This window comes from Pollutimonas subterranea, from assembly GCF_002849655.1.
GTDB lineage: Bacteria > Pseudomonadota > Gammaproteobacteria > Burkholderiales > Burkholderiaceae_B > Pollutimonas > Pollutimonas subterranea.
Map to the genome: position 1 here is coordinate 60650 of NZ_PDNW01000002.1, position 23010 is coordinate 83659.

Sequence of the window (23010 nt, forward strand, 5' to 3'; positions counted from 1 at the left end):
GGAAACATAAAAATGAATCGAATCATCCTATTTTTGCTCACCAACCTTGCTGTAATGATTGTCCTCGGCGCCTCCATGAGCGTACTGGGCGTGGGCCGCTTTATAACGTCCAACGGGCTGGACCTGACCCAGCTGCTGATTTTCTCGGCCATCATCGGATTCACCGGCTCGTTCATTTCACTGTTCATCAGCAAGTGGATGGCAAAACGCAGCACTGGCGCACGCGTCATCGACCCGCAAGCACCGGCCAACGCGCAGGAAGCCTGGTTGGTCGACACGGTGCACCAGTTGGCCGACCGGGCCGGCATCGGTCGTCCTGAAGTCGCGATCTACGACGGCGCCCCCAATGCATTCGCGACCGGCGCCTCCAGGAACAGCGCACTGGTCGCCGTATCCACCGGCCTGCTGGAAAGCATGACTGAAGAGGAAGTCGCAGGTGTACTGGGCCACGAAGTCGCACACGTCGCAAACGGCGACATGATCACGCTTACGCTGATCCAGGGCGTGGTCAATACTTTCGTCGTATTCTTCGCGCGCATCGTCGGTTATTTCGTCGACCGCGTCATCTTGAAGAATGATCGCGACATCGGCATAGGCTATTACGTCACCGTTATCGCCTGCGAAATCCTGTTCGGCATCCTGGCCTCGATCATCGTCGCCTGGTTTTCACGCCAGCGCGAATACAGGGCCGACGCCGGCTCCGCAAGCCTACTCGCATCGCGCGAACCGATGTTGCGTGCGCTGGCACGTCTGGGCAATCTCGAATCCGGTGAGCTGCCCAAGGCATTCAAGGCCTCCGGCATTTCCGGAAACCGCGCCATCAGCGCCATGTTCGCGTCGCATCCACCCATCCAGGCACGCATTCACGCCTTGCAGGCAGCCCAACGAATTTAAGGCCTATGGCTGGTATATCATGCAGCCATGAAAGAACTATTCGCCCTGCTTGATTTTGGCGGCTACATCGCCCTGCTGCTCTGGGGCGTCCATATGGTGCAGAGCGGCGTACAACGTGCATTCGGTGCAACGCTCGGTGTCTGGATGGGCCATGCGCTGGGTACCCGCGTACGGGCATTCTTCACCGGCCTCGCCATTACATCGGCCATACAAAGCAGTACGGCCACGGGCCTGATGATCGTCAGCTTTGCTGCCGGCGGGCTGGTAGCGCTCGGCCCCGGCCTTGCCGCCATGCTGGGCGCAAACGTCGGCACAACCTTGATTGTGCAGCTGCTGTCCTTCAATCTGACTGCGCTGGCACCCGCCTTCATCCTGGTCGGCGTGTGGCTGTTCCGGCGCAATCAGCCCAGCCGCCGGCGTGACCTCGGTCGCGTATTCATTGGCCTGGGCCTGTTATTGATGGCGCTGCACCAGCTGGTGCAGCTCTTTGCACCGCTGCAAGACGCCAGCCTGCTCCGAATTCTACTCAACGCCTTGTCCGACCAACCTGTGATCGCCCTGCTGCTTGCCGCGATACTCGCATGGGCGGCGCACTCCAGCGTGGCGGTCGTGGTCTTGATCATGTCATTGGCCGGTCATGGCCTGGTCACTCCCTCGCTGGCTTTCGCGCTCGTGCTGGGCGCAAATCTTGGTACGTCGATCAATCCCATACTGGAAGGCAGCGGCGACAACGATCCGGCCGCCCGGCGGCTTCCACTGGGCAATCTGGGCACACGCCTGGCAGGATGCATACTGGCGCTATTGCTGCTGCCGTGGCTGCCCTCGCTAATGGCCATTTTCAGCTCGGACCCGGCCCGCGCGGTGGCCAATTTCCATACACTGTTCAATGTCCTGACCGCATTGCTCTTCCTGCCTGTCCTTACGCCCTATTCGAAATTGCTCGTGCGGCTGCTGCCCAAGCGCACCGATCCCAACGACCCTTCACGTCCGCAGTATCTGGATGAATCCGCTCATGAAGTCCCGGGTATCGCGCTGGGAAATGCGGCGCGCGAAGCCTTGCGCCTGGCCGATATGCTGCAGAGCCTGCTTGGAATGGCTCGCGCCAGCTTGCTGCAGGACAACAGGCACCGCAATGCCCATGCGCGCTACATTAGCAACGCCATCAGCCGGCTGGACCAGCTTATCACTACATACGTGGCAACCCTGGACCAGGATGCCATGAATAGCGCGGATCACCGCCGCCGTGACGAAATCCTTGTCTTTTCAACGAAAATCGCCCATGCCGCCAGCCTGGTCACCGGCGGCTTGCTTGCCCATGCCGCCAGCCTGTTCAAGAAAGGCAGGTCTTTCAACGCCAAGCAAGGTGCCGAGTTGACGACGATGATGGACCGGCTCATTCGCAATCAACGCCAGGCCGCCGCTCTGTTCGTCGCCGAAGACGTCAGGAGTGCGAAATTCCTGGCCTTCGAAAAAGATCATTTCAGGGAACTGGAAACCAGCGCGGCGGAACAGCACCTGGAGAACATCAAATCGGGGCGACTTGACGAGGCGGAACTGGGCTCGTTCTACCTCGACATACTGCGCGATATCAAGACCGTGAACTCTTACCTGGTCGAGGCTTCCGCCTACCCGATACTGGCCAAGAATAACGAGCTGTTGCCCAACCGCCTGCGCGACAGCGAAGGCCTGCTGGAGTAAACGCTCCGGCAGCCTATCGGAACGCTCATGCCGGGTTGGACAGATGCCGTTCAAACCATGCCAGAGCCTTGTTCCAGGCATTTTGTGCATCGTCGGCCCGGTAGCTGGGCCGATAATCGGCGTAAAAGGCGTGGCCGGATTCGGGATACACCACGATTTCGGAAGCCCGGGCGGCAGCGCTGCCCTGCGCAAGGCAAGCTTCCATGCGGCGTATATCATCGAGCGGGATGCTGGCATCCTGGCCGCCGTACAGCCCCAGCACAGGCGCGTGCATATCCGCCGTGACATCGATGGGATTCTGTACTTGCAGCGGGCCGTGACCCGCGGCCAGTTTGCCGTACCAGGCTACTCCGGCCTTGCATTGCGGGTTATGCGCGGCATACATCCACACCTGCCTTCCTCCCCAGCAGAATCCGGTCACGCCCAGCCGGGTCGTATCCGCGCCCTGGCTATTGGCCCATTCGACACTGGCATCCAGGTCGGCCAACACCTGCTCATCGGGCACCTTGGACACGATATCCTTGATCAACAAGGATATATCGGTATAACCGGCTGCGTCGCCCTGGCGCTGATATAGCTCTACGGCAACCGCCATATACCCCTGCACGGCGAATCGGCGGCACACGTCCTTGATATGCTCATGCACGCCGAATATTTCCTGTATGACCAGGATAAGCGGCGGACGCTCAAGGTCGGCCGGCGCGGCGTAATAGGCCGATAGGGTGCCATCGGCGGTCGGAATGTCGACCAGGCCGTGGCGCAGGCCGTCGGCACTGGTGTGCAGTGTGGACTCAGTGCTTCCCGTGATGGAAGAAAATGACATGGCAACTCCTGAAAGAATGAGCAGGGAATTAGGAACTAGTGCGCCTGCTCCCAATTGGGGCCGACACCGACGTCGGCCACCAAAGGAACACGCAGGTTGGCGACCTTGCACATCAGTGCGGGCAGATTTTGTGCGACCGTCTCGACTTCGTCCGCCGGTACATCGAATACCAGTTCATCGTGTACCTGCATAACCATAAGGCTTTGAAGCCCCTGGTCTTCGATCCACTCCTGGGCCGCGACCATGGCAAGCTTGATAAGGTCGGCCGCTGTACCTTGCATGGGCGCGTTGATGGCCGCCCGTTCGGCGGCGGCAAGGCGCGGCCCTTTGGCGCCGCGTATTTCCGGCAGCCACAGGCGCCGGCCGAATACGGTCTCGACGTAACCCATTTCCCGGGCCATCCGGCGGGTCTGGTCCATATACGAAGCCACGCCGGGATAGCGGGCGAAGTATCGATCGATATACGCCTTGGCGGCATCACGAGTGATGCCCAGGCTGGAAGCCAGGCCGAATTCGCCCATACCGTAGATTAGCCCGAAGTTAATGGCCTTGGCTGCCCGGCGCTGTTCCGACGACACATCAGCCAGCGCGACGCCAAACACTTCGGACGCGGTGGCACGGTGAATGTCTTCACCCAGTTCAAAGGCGCGACACAGGTTTTCATCGTCGGACACATGCGCCATGACCCGTAATTCGATTTGCGAATAGTCGGCCGATACGATTTTGCCCTTGGTCGCCACGAACGCGGTACGAACCCGCCGGCCTTCCGGATTGCGTACCGGGATATTCTGCAAATTGGGGTCCGATGAAGCCAGGCGCCCGGTGATGACGGCCGCCTGGGCGTAGCGGGTATGCACCCTTCCCGTCGCCGGATTGATCATCTTCGGCAGTTTGTCGGTATACGTGGACTTCAACTTGGCCAGTCCCCGGTATTCGAGCAGGAGTTCAGGCAACGGGTAGTCGCGGGCCAGCTTGCTGAGCACATCCTCATCGGTGGACGGAGCGCCACTGGCGGTTTTACGGACTACCGGCAAGTTCATGCGCTGGAAAAGGATTTCGCCCAGCTGTTTGGGGGAATTCAGGTTGAACGGCTGCCCGGCCAACTCGTAGGCCTTGTTTTCAAGCCGCAGCAACTGTTGCCCGATTTCGTGGCTTTGCATGGCCAAGACATGGGCGTCTATGCCTACGCCGTTGCGCTCGATGATGGTCAGGACGCGCGAAGCCTTGATTTCCAGCTGATAGATGGCCTCAAGCCCGGGATCCACGGAAACTTGAGGGCGCAGCACCCGATGCAGTTGCAAGGTGAAATCGGCGTCTTCGCAGGCATAGTGTGAAGCCTTGTCGACATGGACTTCGTCGAAGCAGATTTGCCGCGCGCCCTTGCCGCACAGATCTTCGAAGGTCGTACCAGTACGGCCAAGCCAACGCTGGCCCAGTTCCTGCAGATTGACACGTTTATGCGATTCGAGCACATAGGCTTGGAGCATGGTGTCTTCAGTGATGCCCGCCAGGTTTATGCCCTCGCTCATGAATACATGCGCATCGTACTTGGCGTTATGCAGAAGCTTGGGCGCTGCCGGGTCTTCGAGCCATTTGCGCATGCGCTCCAGTACCTGCTGCCGAGGCAATTGCGGGACCTGATCGGGTCCGCGATGACCGACCGGTATATAGCAAGCCACGCCGGGCTCGATGGACAAGGAAATACCTACCAGCCGGGCCAACATGGGATCCAGCGAGGTCGTTTCGGTATCCAGGGCCACGAGTTCCGCGGATTCCAGCAAGGTCATCCAGCGATCGAAATCGTCCCATTCCAGCACGGTTTCGTAGCGGGTCTGAACGGGAGCCGGTGGCGGTTGAGCTGCCACGCGGCTGTCCTGGGCAGGAATGCGCTCGCTCTCGCCGCTGAGTTCACGCAGCCAATTGCGGAAACCATAATCGTCGTACAGCTTAAGCAAGACCTCGCGATCCATGGCCTTGGGCGTCAAGTCGGCCAAACCATGCGCGAGGTCGGGAATTTCGCAGTCGGTCTTGACCGTAATCAGTCGACGCGTCAGGTCGAAATTGGGAATGGCAGCTCGCAAGTTGTCGCCAATGACCCCTTTGATGCCCTGCGCGTTGGCAACCAGCCCGTCGACCGTCTTATATTCCGTCAGCCATTTGACCGCCGTTTTTGGACCCACCTTGGGCACACCGGGTATATTGTCGACGGTATCGCCGACGAGCATGAGGTAATCAATAATTTGATCGGGCCTGACGCCGAACCGTGCCACAACGCCCGCCACGTCCTGGCGCTCGTTGGTCATGGTATTGACCAGTTCGACATGCTCGTTCACAAGCTGGGCTAGGTCTTTGTCGCCCGTGGATATTATTGTACGTACGTCTTCCGCCGTAGCCCGCTCGGCCAATGTCCCTATGATATCGTCAGCCTCGACGCCGGCTACGGTCAGTACCGGCCAGCCCAATGCGGCTACCGCGCGATGTATGGGCTCGATTTGTGCTGAAAGCTCATCAGGCATCGATGGGCGGTGGCCCTTGTATAAGGGGTACATGTCGTCGCGGAAGGTCTTGCCTTTGGCGTCGAATACACACGCGGCATAATCGGCCTTGTAATCCTGCTGGAGTCTCCTTAACATGGAGATGACACCATAGAGGGCTCCAGTTGGTTCTCCCTTGGCATTCCTGAGGTCGGGCATGGCGTGGTAGGCCCGATACAGATAGCTGGACCCATCAACAAGCAACAAGGTTTTTTTCATGTCAGATAATAAAGTAGTCCGTTTGCCGGCAGCCCAGCAGATTCCCGGAATTATGTCAGAGATGCAGAAAGCTGCAGATACTCTGGAAGAAATAGGTTGGGGCGTAAGCATTTTCGGCAGCGCACGCATTAAACCCGATTCACCCTATTATGCATTAAGCGAAGCCATCGGTTCCCGGCTTGCCAAGGCAGGCCTCACCGTCATTGCGGGCGGCGGGCCCGGCATCATGGAGGCCGCCAACAAAGGAGCATTCCAGGCGGGTGGCAAGAGCGTCGGTTTGAATATCAACCTTCCGCATGAAGCCAGTTGCAACCAGTACCAGACCCATAGCCTCGCGTTCGATTATTTCTATTCGCGCAAGGCCACCTTTTTCATGCATAGCGCTGCCTACATCGCCATGCCTGGAGGTTTCGGCACGCTCGACGAACTCTTCGAGGTCATGACCCTGGTCCAGACCCGCAAAGTGCCTGCGGCTCCCATAATCCTCATCGGCGTTTCGTTCTGGACGGGCTTGATCGACTGGATAAAGGCCAACCTGCTTGCGAATCATCTTATCGGACCGCAAGACTTGCACCTTTTGACCATCACGGACGACCTCGACGTCGCCATGCGGCATATTGAAATGTTCTGCTCCCACCTGGCTGAAGAGGACAACTATGCGCCCGCCCTGCCCGAGTAAGGCGCGAACCACCGCCTCATGCCGGGGCGCGGCCTTTTACCCTTTCCCATCGACTCACCACCACGCAGGTTCACCCACACAATGAGCACCACAACGCTACCCGTACACCTGAACGACCCCACCCTGTACAAGACCAGTTCCTACATAAACGGACTATGGACCCAAGCCCCCGATGGCGCCACCTTCGGCGTTGACAACCCCTCCAACGGCGATATCATCGCGCAGGTAAGCAACCTGGACGAGACCCAGGCACGCAACGCCATCGACGCCGCCGACCGGGCCTTCAAGCCATGGCGGGCTCGCACCGGAAAAGACCGCGCAACCATCCTGCGCCGCTGGTTCGACCTGATCCTGGCCAATGCCGAAGACCTGGCCCAATTGATGACCCTGGAACAGGGCAAGCCCATCAGCGAAGCGCGCGGCGAAGTCGTCTATGGCGCGTCCTTCGTCGAGTGGTTTGCCGAACAGGCCAAGCGCGTCAGCGGCGACATCATGGCATCACCCAGCACTGCAAATCGCATGCTGGTCATGCGCGAGCCCATTGGCGTATGCGCGGCCATTACCCCGTGGAATTTTCCCCATGCGATGATTACCCGCAAGGTGGCGCCCGCCTTGGCAGCAGGCTGCACCATTGTGCTCAAGCCCGCCGAACAAACTCCCTTGTCGGCATTGGCGCTGGCCGAGCTGGCTCACCGCGCCGGTATACCCGCCGGCGTGCTCAACATCATTACGGCAGACAGCGAACGGTCCATCGCCATCGGCAAAGTGCTGTGCGCAAGTCCGATCGTCAAGAAGGTTACCTTTACCGGCTCGACCGCAGTCGGCCGCATACTCATGCAGCAAAGTGCAGCCACCATCAAGAAACTGTCTCTCGAGCTGGGCGGCCATGCACCTTTCATCGTGTTTGACGATGCCGACCTGGACGCTGCGGTCGAAGGTGCGATGATCTCCAAGTATCGCAATGCGGGCCAGACCTGCGTCTGCACGAACCGCTTCTACGTGCATGAAACCGTGTACGAGGCCTTTGTCGAGAAACTGGCTGCCAAGGTGGGCAAGCTCCAGGTAGGCGACGGTTTCAGCGACCAGAGCACTCAAGGTCCGCTTATCGATGACGCGGCGGTAATCAAGGTGCAGGAACACGTGCAGGACGCGATCGCCAAGGGTGCTAAAGTGGCTGCCGGCGGCGAGCCTCATGCGCTGGGCGGACGCTATTTCCAGCCTACGGTATTGTCCGGCATCACCGAAGACATGCTGTGCATGCGCGAGGAAACTTTTGGCCCCGTGGCGCCGGTCATCAAATTCACCGACGAAGACCATGTCGTCAAATTGGCCAACGACACCGAATACGGCCTTGCCTCTTACTTTTACAGTCGCGATGTAGGCCGTATCTTCCGTGTGGCCGAAGCACTCGAATACGGCATGGTCGGGGTGAACACAGGCTTGATATCCAATGAAGTCGCGCCTTTTGGCGGTGTCAAGCAATCGGGGCTTGGGCGCGAAGGCTCGGTCTACGGCATGGACGATTTCATGGAGCTTAAATACGTATGCTTGGGCGGCATGCAGTAACCATCGCCAAACAGCAATACACCCATCGAAAAAAAACTACCCGTCTTGCGACGGGTAGCTTTTTTACGCATGACCTACTTGGCGGTTAGCTGCCTTCGCGCGAATTGCGACGACGCTCGTGTTCCTGCAAGTAGCGCTTGCGCAGGCGTATGGATTTCGGCGTCACTTCGACCAATTCATCGTCGGTAATGAATTCAACCGCATATTCCAGCGACATCTGAATAGGCGGAACCAGGTCGATATGCTCGTCCTTGCCCGACGAACGCACGTTGGTCAGCTTCTTTTCCTTGATCGGATTGACCACCAGGTCATTATCGCGACTGTGTATGCCGATGACCATGCCCTCATACAAAGGATCCTGCGGCGAAACGAACATGCGGCCGCGCTCTTGCAGTTTCCACAAGGCATAGGCAACTGCGTTTCCGTTGTCCTGGCTGATCAGGACGCCGTTGCGACGTTCTCCGACACCACCTTCGCGCACCGGACCGTAGTCGTCGAAAATATGGCTCATCAGGCCGGTACCACGCGTCAGCGTAAGGAACTCGCCTTGCAGGCCGATAAGGCCACGGGCGGGAATGCGATATTCAAGACGCGTACGGCCACGGCCGTCGGCAACCATGTCCAGCAAGTCGCCCTTGCGGCGGCCGAGCTCTTCCATGACGCCGCCTTGATGCGGATCTTCGATATCGACGGTCAGAAGCTCGTAGGGTTCGCTGCGAACACCGTTGATTTCCTTGAAGACCACGCGAGGCCGGGACACGGCCAACTCGTAGCCTTCACGGCGCATGTTTTCGAGCAAAATCGTAAGGTGCAATTCACCACGGCCGCAAACCTCGAAAACAGTATCGTCATCGGTATCGTTGACGCGCAGCGCCACATTGGATTTCAATTCGCGATCCAGGCGTTCGCGCAGCTGGCGGCTGGTCACGAATTTGCCTTCACGGCCGGCCAAGGGCGAGGTGTTCACCATGAAATTCATGGTCAACGTAGGCTCGTCGATGCGCAGCATCGGCAGGGCTTCCGGATTCGCGGGGTCGGTAATGGTGCAGCCGATGCCGATTTCATCGATACCGTTGATCATCACGATGTCGCCGGCTTCGCCCTCGTCCACCAATACGCGCTCCAGACCCTTGAACTTCAGCACTTGGTTGATACGGCCCTTGATCGGAGCTCCGTCCGGACCGAATTTCACCACGACGTCCTGCGCGGCGCGAATGCGGCCGCGATTGATACGGCCCACGCCGATCTTGCCGACGTACGTGTTGTAGTCCAGCGAGATGACTTGCATCTGCAGGGAACCTTCGGCGTCGTCCTCACGCTGTGGCACGTACTTCAGAATGGCTTCGAAAAGCGGACGCATATCGCCTTCCCGCACGTCCTCGGTCAGGCCGGCATAGCCGGCTAGGCCGGATGCGAAGATGACCGGGAAGTCCAGCTGGGCTTCCGTTGCACCCAGCTTGTCGAAGAGATCAAACGTTGCATTGATGACATGGTCGGGGCGGGCACCGTGGCGGTCAATCTTGTTGACCACGACGATAGGCTTCAAGCCCAGGGCCAACGCTTTACGGGTCACGAAACGGGTCTGCGGCATAGGCCCTTCGACCGCATCGACTAGCAGCAATACACCGTCGACCATGGACAGCACGCGCTCGACTTCGCCGCCGAAGTCGGCGTGTCCCGGGGTGTCCACAATATTGATGTGCGTACCTTCGTATTCGGCCGAACAGTTCTTTGCCAGAATCGTAATGCCGCGTTCTTTTTCGATGTCGCCGGAGTCCATGACCCGTTCCGTCAAATGCTCGTTCTCGCGGAACGTTCCGGATTGACGGAGCAGTTGGTCTACGAGTGTCGTTTTTCCATGATCGACGTGGGCGATGATCGCCACATTGCGCAAGGCGCGATTCATAATTCTTCCTTCTGTTTGGTGGTTGCTGGCAATAAGCCTGCGGGCAAGGCGTCTAGTGCAATTAAAGTAGTTTGAGGTGCAGGCATCGCTTGCAAGGCTTCCAGCTCGATTGCATCGTCGAGGTGAAATGGCCCCACGCTGGTACGGCGCAATGCCTTCAGGTGAGCGCCGCAGCCCAACTGGCGGCCGATGTCTTGCGCAAGAGTACGGATATAGGTGCCTTTGCTGCACTGAACCATAATTTGCGCCTCAAGCCCGGTAAAGCTCAAGAGTTCCAGTTTGTAAATCGTGACGGCCCTGGGAGGCCTATCGAGTTCGATGCCCTGTCGGGCGTATTCATACAGCGGTCGGCCGTCGCGCTTGAGTGCCGAATACATCGGTGGAACCTGTTGGAGTTCACCGCGGAAATCTTCCAGGACCGTCTCCAGATCGCTCTGGACCACACCATTAAACTCCGGCGCAGCGGTAAAGACAATATTGCCGGTAAGATCGCCGGAATCCGTTTCCTGGCCGAACTGCATAGTGGCTACGTAGCCTTTGTCGGCATCGAGCATGCAGCCGGCAATCTTGGTAGCCCGGCCCAGGCAACAGACCAGCAAGCCGGTCGCAAAAGGATCAAGGGTACCGGTATGCCCGGCCTTGCGGGCATCCAGCGCGCGCTTGGCGCGCTGCAAGGCGTGATTGCTGGACAAACCTACCGGTTTATCAAGCAACAGGACACCATCGAGCATCTGCCCGCGTCGGGAAGCCATCGTTTATAGTTCCATGCAAAAACGATAGCCTCTTAGGGCTGCTCGTCGGGGTCCTCGGGTTCCGAGGGAGTGGATGTCTCGACGCGAGGCCGGTTGGCCTCGTCGATTAGCAGTGAGAGCTCGAGGCCACGCGCCAATTGGTCATCGTGGAAAAAGCGCAAGGTGGGTACAGTATGGATATGCAACAACTTGAACAGCAACGAGTGCAACCAGCCGGCCTTTTCGTTCAGGGCGGCGCTGGCCACGGCGGGCTCGGCACCGAGCACACTGAAGTACACCTTGGCATGCGCATAATCGGCTGATAGCTCGACGCCGGTGAGCGTGATAAGCCCCACCCGCGACATATCGAGCTCGCGCTGAATCAGGCCGGCCAGATCTTTCTGGATCTGGTCAGCCAGCCGGGTATTGCGCCCCGGATTGGGTTTGGACTTATGACGACTCATGATTACAGTGTCCGCGCCACTTCTTTGATTTCGAAGATCTCGAGCTGGTCGCCGACTTCGATATCGTTGTTGTTCTTCAAGGTGATACCGCAATCGAAGCCGGACTTGACTTCCTTGACGTCGTCTTTGAAGCGACGCAATGATTCGAGCCAGCCTGTCCATTGCACCACGTGATTGCGCAACAAGCGTACCTGCGAGTCGCGGCGCACGACACCATCGGTGACCATGCAACCAGCGATATTGCCGATACGGGAGATGCTGTAGACCTCGCGAATCTCGACCATGCCGATGACTTCTTCGCGCTTCTCAGGTGCCAGCATGCCGGACATGGCATTGCGCACGTCGTCGATGGCATCGTAAATGATGTTGTAGTAACGCAAGTCGATGCCGTTGTTCTCGGCGAGCTTCTTGGCGCTTTGCTCGGCCCGCACGTTGAATCCGATGACTACGGCACGCGAGGCGATTGCCAGGTTGACATCGCTTTCAGAAATGCCGCCAACCGCCGCGTGCACGACCTGTACACGCACTTCGTCGGTGGACAACTTGGTCAGCGAGGACACCAGCGCTTCCTGCGAACCCTGGACATCGGTCTTGACGATCAGCGCCAATGTTTGCGTACCCTCGCCCAGGTTATCGAACATGGACTCGAGCTTGGCTGCCTGCTGGCGTGCCAGCTTGACGTCGCGGAACTTGCCCTGGCGGAACAGCGCGATTTCACGGGCCTTGCGTTCGTCGACCATGGCGATCACTTCGTCGCCGGCAGCGGGAACTTCTGTAAGACCTTGGACTTCGACCGGAACCGACGGACCGGCGGAATTGACCGGCTTGCCATTTTCGTTAAGCATGGCGCGGACCCGGCCAAAGCTTGCGCCGGCCAGTACCGCGTCACCGCGATTGAGCGTGCCGCTAAGCACCAGGATGGTTGCGACAGGTCCACGGCCCTTGTCGAGGCGCGCTTCGATCACGATACCCTTGGCAGGTGCATCGACAGGCGCCTTGAGTTCAAGGATTTCGGCCTGAAGCAGTACGTTTTCAAGCAAGTCGTCGATGCCTTGGCCGGTTTTTGCCGAAACACCAATAAAAGGAACATCACCGCCGTACTCTTCAGGAACGACCTGCTCGGCAACGAGCTCCTGCTTGACACGCTCGGGATTGCCATCGGGTTTGTCGATCTTGGTGATCGCCACGACCAACGGCACGCCTGCGGCCTTGGCGTGGTGAATCGCTTCTTTGGTCTGCGGCATGACGCCGTCATCGGCCGCCACGACAAGAATGACAATATCGGTCGCCTTGGCACCACGCGCCCGCATGGCGGTAAACGCTTCGTGGCCCGGGGTATCGAGGAAGGTCACCATGCCGCGTTCGGTCTTGACGTTGTACGCGCCAATATGCTGCGTTATGCCGCCGGCTTCGCCGGTAGCGACCTTGGCGCGACGGATATAGTCAAGCAAGGAGGTCTTGCCGTGGTCAACGTGACCCATGACTGTCACCACCGGTGCGCGCGGCAAGGCGTCGACTTCTTCGGCCGCTTCGGTGAGTTCGAGGAAAGCCTCTGGATCGTCAAGCTTCGCAGCAATGGCAACGTGTCCGAGTTCCTCGACCACGATCATGGCTGTTTCCTGGTCGAGGACCTGGTTGATGGTAACCATCTGGCCAAGCTTCATCAGGTGCTTGATGACTTCAGCAGCCTTGACAGACATTTTGTGTGCCAAATCGGCCACGGAAATCGTTTCCGGCACATGAACTTCACGAGCGATGAACTCGATGGTCTGTGGTTCTTTGCGTTCGGGCTGGGCGTTCCTGTTGCGGCCACCGCGGGCATTTCCGCCCTTGCCGGCCTTGGCGCCTGCGCGCCAACCGTCCCGGCTGGGACTTGCTGGAGGCGCATCGGCCTTGGCGGCCGGCTTCTTGCGGCCACTGTCATCGGTCCAGGACGTGGAAACTTCAGTGGCCTTGACCACTTTCTTCACATCGGTGGCCTTGCCGTCTTTCTTGGCACCCTTTACGCCGGCCGGTTTGTGCAGAGTACCGGATATGGTACCCGCCTCGGGCTCAGGAGCTTTAAGTACTTTGCGTGGACGACTGAGCATTTCGCGCAAGGCGGCCGCTTCAGCTTCCGATGCGCGACGGGCACGCTCGCGCCCCTCGTCGACGACCGGAGCCGGAGGAGGAACGCGCTTGAATGCCGTTTTACCAGGCCTGGCGCCAGCTGGCGCAGCAGTTTTGGCAGCGCCAGCTTCGGGCGCCACGGGTGCAGCCGCTGCGGCGTCGGTAGCCGCCGCTTTGGCATGCTCTGTTTTGGCAGGCGCTGAATCAGCAGCCGCTGGTTCGCCAGCCGCTGGTTCGCCAGCCGCTGCTTCTATTGTTTTGGAATCGGGCGTCTTGGATTCGGCGGACTGTTGCCCGGAAACCTGTTCTTTCGCCTTCTGCCCGGCAGTCCCATCCGTGACATTGACGGGCGCTTCAACTGGCGCTGCCGCTACATCGGAGACAGGCGCAGCCGTCGAGGCTGCTGCATCTTCTTGTTGTGGCTTCTTGTCTGCTTGCTGTCCGACAACGGCCGGCTCGGCATCAGCCGATTTCGCATCAACTGCTTTCGTATCAGCCGTTTTCGCATCAGCGGTATCGGCAGCGGCGGTAGAAACGGCCGGCTCGGAGCCGGTGGCTGCGACAGGCGCAGATTCGCCAACCTTGTCCTGGCCAACGGACTGATTTTGCGCTGCGGCGTCAGCCGGCGCAGAGTCTGCCGGAACAGCCTGGGTATCGGGGACGGCAACGGGCGCGTCAGTGGACGGCGCCTCGATGGCGTCGGCCTGCGACTCAAGAGAAAGAGGAAGGTCTTCGTCTTTGACGACTTCTACGCCGGCTTCAGACGGATCGCGCTTGACGAACACTCGCTTCTTGCGCACTTCCACCTGGATCGTGCGCGAACGGCCCGAACCATCAGCCTGCCGGATTTCGGAAGTCTGGCGACGAGTCAGGGTAATTTTCTTGCCCTCGGACCCACCGTGGGAGCGGCGCAACGACTCGAGAAGTTTCGCCTTATCCGCGTCGGTGACGGCATCGTCAACCGACTTGAGTTCAACACCAGCCGAGCGCAGCTGATCCAGCAGTACGTTGGCAGGCATTTTCAGTTCAACAGCGAACTGGGCGACGGTGTTACTCAACATTCGACTCTCTCTTGCTTACTACAACTATTTTTCAATAAATACACCCTGACTCATTCAGCCTGGGTATCAGGCTTCGTCGTCGAACCAGTGAGCGCGAGCGCGCATAATCATCTGACTAGCGTCGTCCTCGGACAAACCGGTAATTTCCGACAGCTCATCGGTTGACAATTCAGCCAGGTCATCGAGGGTGAGAACCTCTTTTTCAGCCAGCTTGGCAACCAGTTCCGGGGTAATCCCATGTACTTCCAACAGATTTTGCGCCGTCTGCACGCGTTCTTCCTGAGCAATTGCCTCAGTCAGCAGAGCGTTGCGGGCGCGGGTACGAAGTTCGTTGATGGTGTCTTCGTCGAATGCTTCGATTTCAAGCAGTTCCTGCAAAGGCACGTAGGCGATTTCTTCGAGGCCGGTAAAGCCTTCATCAATAAGGATGTCGGCGACTTCTTCGTCGACATCAAGCCTGCTGGTGAACGTCTGGCGCAGACCGCTGCGCTCTTCTTCCTGGCGATTCTGGTTCTCTTCCGGCGTCATGATGTTGATCTGCCAGCCGGTGAGCTCGGAAGCCAGGCGAACGTTTTGCCCGCGGGCACCGATAGCCTTGGGCAGGTTTTCGGCGTCGACCACGACATCCATGGCGTGCTTGTCTTCGTCAACGACAATCGATTCGACATGTGCCGGTGCCAGGGCACCGATAACAAACTCGGCCGGATCTTCCGCCCATAATACGATATCAACCTGCTCGCCGCCAAGCTCGTTGCGCACCGCCGTAACACGCGAACCGCGCATTCCGACGCAGGTGCCGATAGGATCGATACGCTTGTCGTAGGCCACGACTGCAATCTTGGCACGCACCCCGGCATCGCGGGCCGCCGCCTTGATTTCGAGCAGTCCCTGCTCGATTTCGGGAACTTCGTTTTCGAACAGCTGGCGAATGAATTCAGGCGCCGTCCGGGAAAGAATGACCTGCTGGCCCCGGGCGGTATGATCGACTTTCAAGACCCATGAGCGGATGCGGTCGCCGACCCGGATATTTTCCTTGGGGATCATTTCCGAACGCGGCAAACGGGCTTCGATCTTGCCCGTTTCGATGATGGCATCGCCCTTGTCCATACGCTTGACGGTACCGGATATGATGTTTTCCCCGCGCTCGAGGAAATCGTTCAATACCTGCTCGCGCTCGGCATCGCGGATTTTCTGCAAAATGGCCTGCTTGGCCGCCTGCGCGCCGATACGCCCGAACTCGATAGGCTCAAGGGCGTCTTCGATGTAGTCGCCGACTTCGATACCCGGCACGATTTCCTGCGCTTCGGAATAAAGCTCTTGCTGATCCGGCTCTTGCAGGCCCGCATCGTCGGGCACAACGAGCCAGCGACGGAATCCTTCGTGTTCGCCGGAAGCACGATCGATGGAAACACGGATGTCAGCGTCTTCCTTGAAGCGTTTTTTCATGGCAGACGCCAAAGCGTTTTCTAGCGCTTCGAAGACGACTTCGCGCGCTACGTTTTTTTCACGCGCTAAGGCGTCAACCAATAAAAGAATTTCGCGACTCATCGCTTCTTACCCTTGAAATCAATAATGGGATCCAGCTTGGCCCGGTCGATGTCGTCGAAGGTGAAGCTTAAAACCTGGGCTTCACCGGACTTGGTTTCGAGCTCGAGACCGAACACAGGAGCAGAGGATGCTTCGACTGCCGCATTCTCGGGAACGCGCAGCGTACCGGAATACGTCTTGCGGTTATCGACAGCCTCGCGCAACTTGATTTCGATGCGCTCGTTGGCAAATCGTATAAAATCGGCAAGCCGCTTCAACGGACGATCGATGCCAGGCGAACCGACTTCCAGGCGCTTGAAGTCGATGTTCTCGACCTCGAAGACCCGGGACAACTGTTTTGAAACCTGTTCGCAGTCTTCGATTCGCACACCTTCAGGGCGATCGATCGTAACGCGCAAAAGCCCCAAAGGGGCGCGTTCCACGTCGACAAGCTCGATATCCATACCGGCCAGGGCCTCTTGTGTCAAAACGAATATATCTGCCATAAAATCCAAAAAAAATGGGCTGTATGCACCAGCCCACTGTTATCACGCCATGGTGCGACTCAAGGGCCTAAGCCCGAACCAGCCCCAACGCATTCGAAATGTGCCGCCACATTGTCAACGCCCGACGATGCAGGCGCCAAGCACCTTGCCGTAACAAAGTGCCCTTGCAATCAAAAACAATATAGCTGTAAAGCCCTATATTCTAACAGAGAATTGCAAAATTTCCTGCTATCACCGGAACTTACAATTAAATAGCAACATTCGGGCTGCAGCAGGCAGCCCGAATGCCGGTATTATGGGGCCCGCGTTATAGATCGATACGCGGCCATCCCCCATTGATATGCCGATCAGCGATCGCGGCCACGGCCGCCAAGCTTGCCCAGATGGGACTCATGAGCGGATGCGCTACGCGGTTGCCAATCGTCGCCGCGTGGACCAGCCGACCCCTTGGAGCGACCGCCTGCGGGCTTGCCATTTCCCGACCGTGGGCGCGCCGGAGCCGCGGCGCCGGACTTGGCTTCCCCCCTAGGTGGCCGCGGAGCTCCTTTAGCACCTGCCCGGGCTCCCGGACCCCGGCGACGAGCGTCGGAAGCCGCAGCCCCTTGGCCTGTCCCAGCTCGGGGGCCTCCCCCATGGGCGGCCCCCGCACGGGCGGCCCCCGCTTGGGCGGCCCCCGCTTCCGCGCGAGGACCTCGCGCCGGACCATTGCCTGCCTTCTTACCCTTGCCGCCGCTCTTGGAGCGACCGCCGCCCGCCGCCGTACCCGGATGGCCGTTGGCCAGCCCGCCAGCGAAGCTCAGGCCCGTTCCGTAAGGATCCGAGGGATATGCCTGATTGCTGGTGCCGCGCTGCGGACGCCCTCCGGACAATTTACCGCCGCGGCTGACCTTGGCGCCATTCATGCCATTGCGCTCCATCGTGCCGTAGCCCGGGGGCAATGCGCTGTCGTGCGAGGTAGGCTGGCGTTCGCCGCGCCCGCCCGCGCCCGCCTGCCCGTCGGAATCATCGTCGCGCAGCAGGCCCAACTGCAACATCAATGCCGTTACGATGGAAGCATCGAGTTCTTCCCATCGACCACGGCGCAGATTGCGGGGCAGGACCACTTCACCGAAACGCGTGCGTATCAAGCGGCTGACCGTAACGCCTGCCGCTTCGAACATGCGGCGAACTTCGCGGTTGCGCCCCTCTTTGAGCGTAACCCGATACCAACGATTGCTACCCTCGCCGCCAAGATATTCGAGCATGCCGAATTGCGCAACGCCGTCTTCAAGCTGGATTCCCTTGAGCAGACTGGCTTGCTGCTCTTCGCCGAGCTCGCCCAGGACCCTGACCGCATATTCGCGTTCTGCGCCGTAGCGCGGATGCGTGAGGCGATTTGCGAGGTCGCCCGATGTAGTAAGTATGAGCAAACCTTCAGTATTCAAGTCCAGCCGCCCTACGGACAGCCACTTTCCTACGCGCATCTTGGGTAAGCGCGCAAAGACCGTTGCACGTCCTTCGGGATCATCGTGGCTGACAATTTCACCGGCAGGCTTGTGATACAGAATGACGCGCGGCGGCTTCTGGGCATTGGGCCGGGTAACAGGTCGGCCATTGACTCGGACCTGGTCATTGGCGCCCACACGCTGGCCGATGTGAGCCGGCTCGCCATTGACAGAAACACGCCCGGCGACGATCAGCTCTTCCATTTCGCGACGCGATCCGACGCCAGCGTCGGCCAATACCTTGTGCAATTTGGGCATCAGCGCATCGCTGCTGAGATACTTGCCCAGGCGCTGCGTCATCTTGGCGGCCGTGTCCAGGTAAGACAACGCGCGTTCTGCTTCTTTTTCACTTTCGGCATTACCGCCCTGCTTGCCGCCACGGCCCGGGGCCTTGCCCGCAACGGGCGCATCGACGCCAACCTCGACGGCAGCGGCCACTGCCGCAGCGGACGGCTTGCCACGCCGTGGCGCACGTCCAGCCGGCCGCGCGACAGGGTCCTGGGCAACGCCCGGAGCCGCGTTCCCGGCAGCGTTCCCGGCTGCGTCCTGAACCGCGTCCTGGGCCACCTTCGGCGCTGCGGCTTTGCTGCGGCGGGGTGCGCGGGCAACTGGAGCCGCGACAACGTCTGCCTCTGGCGCTGCAACAGATTTCTTGCTGCGCCGCGGGGCGCGCGTGCCGGGAACCGTATCGGGCGTGACCGCGAGCGCGACCACGGGGTCGACTGCGGCATCGATCGCGACATCGCCCTGCTCGGCCACCGCAGCTTTGCTACGACGCGGCGCGCGCGGTTTTTTGACAGCAGCCGAAGGTTCGGTCGTATCCGCGTGTGCCTGCACTGGAGCAGACTCGGTCGGCGCGGATGATTCAGCGCCTTCGGGCATATCGGCTTGCGCATCACCCCGGCGACGCCGGAAAGGAGTTCTTAACTTACGGCCTCGCCCGCGCTGCGATGCAGCCTTGTCATCGCCGTTCGCGGCGTCTGCGGCAGCGGGTATCGAAGCCTCGCCAGCGGCCGGACCAAATTCGTTGGTGTCAGTCATTTTCTTTTAGGTACTCCATATGTATTTGTTCGTCTGACGTTGGTTCACTGCCGCCAGGGTTATTCATTGATTCAATTAATGTGTGATCTTGTACTGTGCTGTCTGTCGGCAGCGGCTCGACCGGCGTGTCGGGCACGACTTCCAGATCGAGTCCCGCCAGTGCCGCGACAGCATCCTGGGACTCAAGCTCCGGAAGCTCATCAAGAGCCCTCAAGCCGAGGTCATCGAGAAACTGCCGCGTGGTACCCAGTAAGGCGGGCCGGCCCGGGGCATCGCGGTGGCCCAGCACCTCGATCCAGCCGCGGTCTTCCAGTGTGCGCACTATCTGTGAAGAAACGGTCACGCCGCGTATGTCTTCGATATCGCCCCGCGTAACCGGCTGGCGCCACGCAATGATCGCCAGGGTTTCAAGCACCGCACGGGAATATCTGGGCGGCTTTTCGGGGTTCAGGCGAGCAAGATAGCGTTGCATTTCGGGACGGCTTTGAAAACGCCATCCGGTTGCAAGGTTTACCAGCTCGAGCCCTCTTTCATTCCAGTCCCGCTGCAAAAGCGCCAGATAGCGGCGCAAATCGTCATTGGAAAAGTCTTCGGCGGCAAACAGTTTACGCAATTCTGCCAGAGGCATGGGCTGGTCAGCACATAAAAGTGCCGTTTCCACTACGCGGATAATTTCATTATCAGTCATCAATTACAGGATATCTGCCTACTCGCTTGCATTAAATCAAAGCATGGGGTACTATTCTTTTTCCAGACGCGGGGTGGAGCAGTCTGGCAGCTCGTCGGGCTCATAACCCGAAGGTCACAGGTTCAAATCCTGTCCCCGCAACCAGCTTCCCAAAAGGGCCAATCGTTAAATGCGATTGGCCCTTTTTTGTTGCCAAGCGCAATGTAGAAACTTTCAAGCGCCGACCGGCAACGGCGCGCACTGCGCCAGCCGCAAACGAACCATGGCCTGCCAACAAGGCAAAAAGTACCGGCGCAAGAAGGCGCCCGTGACGCGCACCGGTATCGAGTCCATCAGTTTTATACGGAATAGTAGCCATCGTTCCTATTTCAGTGCATAGCGCTAGCGCCGTACCTGCCATGGCCCAAAGTGCGAACATGGCGTGGAAACCCCGTAGGGTGACGGCGCGGGCTACTGTGAAATATTGGGGTTCAAGCGCTTTCGATACATCAAGGGAAGCTCGCCAATGAATAGGCGACATCCTGACGTACGTACAGGCGCTTGCTTAAAAATTATTCAATTTATATTGCGGTGGCCGGAGAATGAATCATCGCGGACCAAAGCCAGCAGGAGCCAGTCTTTTTGCGTTTAGTTTGATTAAAAACCGCTGTAGACGGCGGGACAGCGATGTTGATGATCAACGCGCCCCAACCTGTGGCATAACAGCCCCATTACACCATCAGGCCGCAGACATTGCAATACCTCACTGCACAAAGTTGCCACCAGACGACAGCGCCACGCGGTGACCACCCGGCAACAGCCGCGCGAGCCTGCATTCAAGGTCATCAATATCCGCGGCGCGAAAGATCAGTACCAGCACCGACACTCTGTCATCCAGCTTCGCTGCCTGACCATCTTGTGGCGAACCCGGCATCGGGTCGATGGCAGGCGCAGTTTCTTCTATAGGAACCAAGGGGTACAACTGCCTGTGGACGCCATGAAAGGCGCTGGCTTTGTCGTCTCCACCCAGCCACAGGACGCCTTTCATTCGCAACAGGTCGAAGCTGCGGTCTTCATGAAGAGCGCTCATGGCGGTCAGGAATGCCGACCGCTCAATCGGACTGTGCCACGACATAGTCAGCGCCTGCACATTACCGTGGACCGATACTGCAGGCCCCAGGCCGCCCCCCAGCCAGGGCCCGGCTCGTGATCCTGTCCTGGCAACGTTCGCCCGCAAGGAGCTTTCCAGCAACAACGGCTGCAACGCCGGCGCATGTTGGACCAGGTACTGCCGGGCATCCTGATTCAAATACTGCAACGCTTGCTGCAGTTTAGGGAGCTCTTCCGGAGGCGCCAGGTCGGTCTTGCTGATCACCAGCACATCGGCAAGCACGACCTGCTTGACGGCCACCGGTTCGCTCTTGAGCTGCTGGACGCCAAGCACCGCGTCAACAACCGAGATGCACCCGTCATACATATAGCGGTCGCTGAGAAAACGTTCGTACTTGAGCGTATGGCTGATTGCCGCCGGATCGGCAATGCCGGTGGTCTCTATGATTATTCGCGAAAAAACCGGGATTTTCCTGTGGAGGGCTGCCAGAAACAAGTCACGCAGGGTCTCGACAAGCTGGCCGCGCACTGTGCAACAAAGGCAGCCCGAATCCAGCAGCACGACACTATCCCTGACATGCCGAACCATGGTGTGTTCGAGTCCAATGGCGCCCAGTTCGTTAACGATTACGACGATCCGCACACCGGTACCGGCTCCGTCGCCGGGCGATGCCAGCAAGCGATTAAGTAAGGTAGTCTTCCCACTGCCCAGGAAGCCGCTCACTACCGTTACGGGAATTTTGCGAACTGTCATGCTGAGTCCCTCACGCCACTACAATAGAAATGCAGGCGTGTAGCCAGCCGGTTCGTCCTTTGCACTCTATTCATTGAATCCAATAAAGCCATCGCCTTGTCACCCACCTTCACCCTCACCCGCAATCTGCAAGATATTAACGCCGAACAGTGGGACGAGCTGTCCGGAGATCACCCGCTGGTACGCCATGCGTTCCTGCTGGCGCTGGACCAGGCCGGATGCGCAACTCCGGAGACGGGGTGGGCACCGCATTATCTGCTGCTGCACCGGGACGGCAAACTCGAAGGCGCAATGCCTTTGTATTTGAAGTCGCACTCTCGCGGCGAATATGTATTTGACTATGCGTGGGCAAGAGCTTTCGAACGGCACGGTCTGCCCTATTATCCAAAACTCCTGTCGGCCATTCCGTTTACACCGGTTCCGGGTCCGCGCCTATTGGCGGCCACGCACGACGATCGGGTACTGCTGGCTCGCAAGGCCATAGAGATGGCCCAGGAAAACAAGATTTCGTCGCTGCATATCCTGTTTCCCTCCGAGGATGACAGATCAGCCCTGGCCGAGGCCGGCTTCCTGTTCAGGGAAAACATCCAGTTCCATTGGTTCAACAAGGGCTACCGCGATCTGGACGACTTTCTGTCCACGCTCAGCCAGCAAAAGCGCAAGAAGATCAAGCAGGATCGAAAGAAAGCAATTCAAGCCGGCATCAGCTTTCGCTGGCTGCAAGGAACGCAGATCGATGGTCCAGCCCTTGATTTCTTTTACCGCTGCTATTACCAGACCTATATGGAACATGGCAACGCGCCGTATCTAAGCAGGGACTTCTTTGCGCAACTGCTGCACAGCATGCCTCAGAACCTGGCTCTGGTATTGGCTGAGCAGCAGGGCCACCCCATTGCCTGTGCGCTCAATATGCGCAGCCGGACACGGCTGTTCGGCAGATATTGGGGAAGCATCCAGTATGTGCCCGGCCTGCACTTTGAAACCTGCTACATGCAGGCCATCGAGTTCTGCATCGAATATGGCGTGCAAGTATTTGAAGGGGGAGCCCAGGGCGAACATAAACTGTCCCGTGGCATGCTTCCCGTACAGACATCGTCGGCGCACTGGATACGGGATCAGCGCTACGCCGAGGCCATTACCAATTTCCTGGCCGAGGAAACACCGGCTGTCATGGCGTATTTCAACGAACTCCAGGACCATAGCCCGTTCAAGAAAGGCCCGCCGGATCTTTAGAACC

General features: G+C 58.9%; 15 protein-coding genes, 1 tRNA gene and 1 pseudogene. 6 read left to right on the forward strand and 11 right to left on the reverse strand.

Annotation, left to right across the window (positions count from 1 at the left end; all coding sequences use genetic code 11):
- Positions 1-12: 12 nt before the first annotated feature.
- Positions 13-894 carry a protease HtpX gene (htpX, locus tag CR159_RS02845; protein ID WP_102072507.1) on the forward strand — a complete coding sequence of 294 codons (882 nt, stop codon included), beginning with the start codon at positions 13-15 and terminating at the stop codon, positions 892-894.
- A gap of 27 nt (positions 895-921) precedes the next feature.
- Positions 922-2592: a Na/Pi cotransporter family protein gene (locus CR159_RS02850; RefSeq protein ID WP_102072508.1), complete on the forward strand. Its 1671-nt coding sequence runs from the start codon at positions 922-924 to the stop codon at positions 2590-2592.
- Between the two features lie 25 nt (positions 2593-2617).
- Here the strand turns inward: CR159_RS02850 and CR159_RS02855 are convergent, their stop codons facing one another.
- Complete coding sequence (locus tag CR159_RS02855) at positions 2618-3415, reverse strand: dienelactone hydrolase family protein (RefSeq protein WP_102072509.1); 798 nt, start codon at positions 3413-3415, stop codon at positions 2618-2620.
- 35 nt (positions 3416-3450) lie between these two features.
- Positions 3451-6168 (reverse strand): DNA polymerase I, encoded by a 2718-nt coding sequence (gene polA, locus CR159_RS02860; RefSeq protein ID WP_102072510.1) that lies wholly within the window; start codon positions 6166-6168, stop codon positions 3451-3453.
- Between polA and CR159_RS02865 the strand changes: the two genes are divergently transcribed.
- Both CR159_RS02865 and CR159_RS02870 read left to right on the forward strand, forming a co-directional pair.
- Positions 6167-6847: an LOG family protein gene (locus CR159_RS02865; protein WP_102072511.1), complete on the forward strand. Its 681-nt coding sequence runs from the start codon at positions 6167-6169 to the stop codon at positions 6845-6847. The two genes, polA and CR159_RS02865, sit on opposite strands and share 2 nt — an antisense overlap.
- An 81-nt stretch (positions 6848-6928) precedes the next feature.
- On the forward strand, positions 6929-8413 hold the full coding sequence (locus CR159_RS02870) for an NAD-dependent succinate-semialdehyde dehydrogenase (protein ID WP_102072512.1): 1485 nt from the start codon (positions 6929-6931) through the stop codon (positions 8411-8413).
- 85 nt (positions 8414-8498) lie between these two features.
- Here CR159_RS02870 and typA read toward each other — a convergent pair whose 3' ends face one another.
- From typA to scpB, 8 genes and pseudogenes are all read right to left on the reverse strand, one after another.
- Positions 8499-10319, reverse strand: a complete 1821-nt coding sequence (gene typA / locus CR159_RS02875) for a translational GTPase TypA (RefSeq protein WP_102072513.1) — start codon at positions 10317-10319, stop codon at positions 8499-8501.
- Positions 10316-11071, reverse strand: coding sequence for a tRNA pseudouridine(55) synthase TruB (truB, locus tag CR159_RS02880; RefSeq protein ID WP_102072514.1), 756 nt, complete (start codon positions 11069-11071; stop codon positions 10316-10318). The genes typA and truB overlap by 4 nt, the downstream gene beginning before the upstream one ends.
- A 32-nt stretch (positions 11072-11103) precedes the next feature.
- A complete protein-coding gene (gene rbfA, locus CR159_RS02885; protein WP_102072515.1) occupies positions 11104-11514 on the reverse strand; it encodes a 30S ribosome-binding factor RbfA in 411 nt (136 codons plus the stop codon).
- Between the two features lie 2 nt (positions 11515-11516).
- Positions 11517-14684 carry a translation initiation factor IF-2 gene (gene infB / locus CR159_RS02890; RefSeq protein WP_102072516.1) on the reverse strand — a complete coding sequence of 1056 codons (3168 nt, stop codon included), beginning with the start codon at positions 14682-14684 and terminating at the stop codon, positions 11517-11519.
- Between the two features lie 66 nt (positions 14685-14750).
- Positions 14751-16232 (reverse strand): transcription termination factor NusA, encoded by a 1482-nt coding sequence (gene nusA / locus CR159_RS02895; protein WP_102072517.1) that lies wholly within the window; start codon positions 16230-16232, stop codon positions 14751-14753.
- On the reverse strand, positions 16229-16717 hold the full coding sequence (rimP, locus tag CR159_RS02900; protein WP_102072518.1) for a ribosome maturation factor RimP: 489 nt from the start codon (positions 16715-16717) through the stop codon (positions 16229-16231). Before rimP ends, nusA begins: the two co-directional genes overlap by 4 nt.
- Positions 16718-17064: 347 nt before the next feature.
- Positions 17065-18768 carry a pseudouridine synthase gene (locus tag CR159_RS02905; protein WP_102072762.1) on the reverse strand — a complete coding sequence of 568 codons (1704 nt, stop codon included), beginning with the start codon at positions 18766-18768 and terminating at the stop codon, positions 17065-17067.
- 616 nt (positions 18769-19384) lie between these two features.
- Positions 19385-19930 (reverse strand): annotated as a pseudogene (gene scpB / locus CR159_RS02910) (SMC-Scp complex subunit ScpB); the annotation flags it as partial.
- 67 nt (positions 19931-19997) lie between these two features.
- On the opposite strand from scpB, the gene CR159_RS02915 reads away from it, so the two are divergent.
- Positions 19998-20074 (forward strand) — tRNA-Met (locus tag CR159_RS02915).
- A 598-nt stretch (positions 20075-20672) separates the two neighbouring features.
- Here CR159_RS02915 and CR159_RS02920 read toward each other — a convergent pair.
- Positions 20673-21773, reverse strand: coding sequence for a CobW family GTP-binding protein (locus tag CR159_RS02920; RefSeq protein ID WP_102072520.1), 1101 nt, complete (start codon positions 21771-21773; stop codon positions 20673-20675).
- Between the two features lie 96 nt (positions 21774-21869).
- Between CR159_RS02920 and CR159_RS02925 the strand changes: the two genes are divergently transcribed.
- Positions 21870-23006, forward strand: coding sequence for a GNAT family N-acetyltransferase (locus CR159_RS02925; RefSeq protein ID WP_102072521.1), 1137 nt, complete (start codon positions 21870-21872; stop codon positions 23004-23006).
- The last annotated feature ends 4 nt before the right edge of the window (positions 23007-23010 follow it).

Coding starts and splice junctions, on each gene's coding strand:
- htpX (WP_102072507.1), top strand. CDS start 13: ATGAATCGAATCATCCTATTTTTGCTCACCAACCTTGCTGTAATGATT.
- CR159_RS02850 (WP_102072508.1), top strand. CDS start 922: ATGAAAGAACTATTCGCCCTGCTTGATTTTGGCGGCTACATCGCCCTG.
- CR159_RS02855 (WP_102072509.1), bottom strand. CDS start 3,415: ATGTCATTTTCTTCCATCACGGGAAGCACTGAGTCCACACTGCACACC.
- CR159_RS02865 (WP_102072511.1), top strand. CDS start 6,167: ATGTCAGATAATAAAGTAGTCCGTTTGCCGGCAGCCCAGCAGATTCCC.
- polA (WP_102072510.1), bottom strand. CDS start 6,168: ATGAAAAAAACCTTGTTGCTTGTTGATGGGTCCAGCTATCTGTATCGG.
- CR159_RS02870 (WP_102072512.1), top strand. CDS start 6,929: ATGAGCACCACAACGCTACCCGTACACCTGAACGACCCCACCCTGTAC.
- typA (WP_102072513.1), bottom strand. CDS start 10,319: ATGAATCGCGCCTTGCGCAATGTGGCGATCATCGCCCACGTCGATCAT.
- truB (WP_102072514.1), bottom strand. CDS start 11,071: ATGGCTTCCCGACGCGGGCAGATGCTCGATGGTGTCCTGTTGCTTGAT.
- rbfA (WP_102072515.1), bottom strand. CDS start 11,514: ATGAGTCGTCATAAGTCCAAACCCAATCCGGGGCGCAATACCCGGCTG.
- infB (WP_102072516.1), bottom strand. CDS start 14,684: ATGTTGAGTAACACCGTCGCCCAGTTCGCTGTTGAACTGAAAATGCCT.
- nusA (WP_102072517.1), bottom strand. CDS start 16,232: ATGAGTCGCGAAATTCTTTTATTGGTTGACGCCTTAGCGCGTGAAAAA.
- rimP (WP_102072518.1), bottom strand. CDS start 16,717: ATGGCAGATATATTCGTTTTGACACAAGAGGCCCTGGCCGGTATGGAT.
- CR159_RS02920 (WP_102072520.1), bottom strand. CDS start 21,773: ATGACAGTTCGCAAAATTCCCGTAACGGTAGTGAGCGGCTTCCTGGGC.